Origin of the sequence: Cellulomonas septica, from assembly GCF_012396155.1 — a bacterium.
Lineage (GTDB): Bacteria > Actinomycetota > Actinomycetes > Actinomycetales > Cellulomonadaceae > Cellulomonas > Cellulomonas septica.
The window spans coordinates 1-1,741 of sequence record NZ_JAAXOY010000708.1; the positions used below are offsets into that span (position 1 = coordinate 1).

1 pseudogene is annotated in these 1,741 nt (G+C 75.8%); it reads right to left on the minus strand.

Annotated features, from left to right (window positions below):
* Nucleotides 1–28: 28 nt before the first annotated feature.
* Nucleotides 29–1,741 (minus strand): annotated as a pseudogene (locus HGA02_RS18400) (hypothetical protein); the annotation flags it as partial.

The following is a 1,741-nucleotide window of genomic DNA, read 5'->3' on the forward strand; positions in this document are numbered from 1 at the left end:
CGCACGCCTCCTGCGCCCTGCGGAGGGGTCAGGACATCCGACGCCGGGCGAGCGTGGCCACGCCGATCCCGGCCGCGAACAGGGCGATCGCCGCGACCAGGCGGCCGACGTTCGTCGCCCCCGCGCCGTCGACGCCCGCGATCTCGATCGAGTACGCCGTCGCGCCGACCGCCCCGTCCGGGGCGCCGTACGCCATGCCCTCGGACTGGGCGCGCTCGGCACCGGCCGCGAGCACCGCGTACTTCACGCCGAAGTCCTCCGCGGTCGCCTGACCGCTCGCGACGACCTGCGAGGTGCCCTCGTCGGACAGCTGCTGCGTCCCGTCGACGATCTTCGGCGCACCCTCCGTGGCCGAGACGAGCCCGTCGGCGAGGAGCGTCGAGCCGTCCGCCGCGTCGGCGAGCCCGTCGGCGAGCCGCTGCGACCCGTCCGCGGCGTCGTCGATGCCGTCGGACAGCCGGTGCGCGCCCGCCGCCGCCTCGACGAGGCCGCTCGACAGGCGCGTCGAGCCGGTGGCCGACTCCACGAGACCGGCGGAGAGGCGCTTGGCCCCGTCCGAGGACTCGACGAGGCCCGCGGCCAGGCGCTTCGAGCCGGAGGCGGACTCGACGAGGCCTGCGGCGAGGCGCTTGGAGCCCGCGGCGGTCTCGACCAGACCTGTCGACAGGGTGGCTGACCCCGTCGCCGCGTCCTGAAGGCCGACCGCGAGGGCGGCGGATCCCGAGGCAGCCGTCGCCAGACCGGTCGACAGCGCACCGGCACCGGCGTTGAGCTGCGTGGCACCTGTCCCGAGTGCGTCGAGTCCTGTCGCGAGGGTGCTGCCACCGGCGCTGAGCGCGTCCGTCCCGGCCTGGAGCGAGTGGACGCCACCGCGCAGGGTGCCGTCGACCGACGTGTCGTCGCCGTCACCGACGCCCGCCTGCACCTTCGACACGACCCCGGACACGAGCGCACCCACGCCCGCGTCGACCGTCGCGAGACCCTGGACGACCCCCGGCTTCGTGGCGTCGCACGTCCCGGGAAGCGACCCGCTGTCGAGCCCGCACTCGATCTGCGCGAGCGTCGCGGCTGCCCCGGTGAGGCCCTGCGCGAGTGCCGTCGCCCCGCCGGCGATGGTCGCCGGGTTCGTCCGGTCGGTGAGCACCGGGACGCCCGCCGTCAGCTGCCCGACGACCGCGTCGTACTGCGCGAGGTAGGCCGAGTCCATGCCGGCGCGGAGCGACCCGAGGGCGTCCACCGCGGCATCGAGCTGGCCACCGAGCGTGACCGCGCCGTCGGACAGTGCCGTCGCCTTGGTCGAGGCACCCGCGATGCCGGTGCGGACCTGGTCGACCGCACCCGTGAGCGTCGCGGACGCGGTCCGCAGCGTCGCGATACCCGCCTGGAGCTTCTGGACGCCCGGGTCCTGGGGAAGTGCACCGATGTCGCCGTACAGCTTGGCGAGGCCCGCGTCGACGAGGTCCAGACCGCCGCTGACCTGAGCGAGCCCGCCGAGCAGCTGAGGCGCTCCTGCACGGACCTGGGCGAGGCCGATGTCGAGCTGCTGGGCACCCGCGGCGACCTGAGCGGCACCGGGTGCCGCCTTGGTGCCCAGCTCGGCGGCGAGCTGCTGCGCACCGGGTGCGAGCTGGCCGTTCAGCCCGGTCGCGAGGCGCTGGGCGCCCGGTGCGAGCTGGCCGTCCAGGGCGGATGCGAGGCGACCGGCACCCGGTGCGAGCTCGGCGTCCAGGGCAGACGCGAG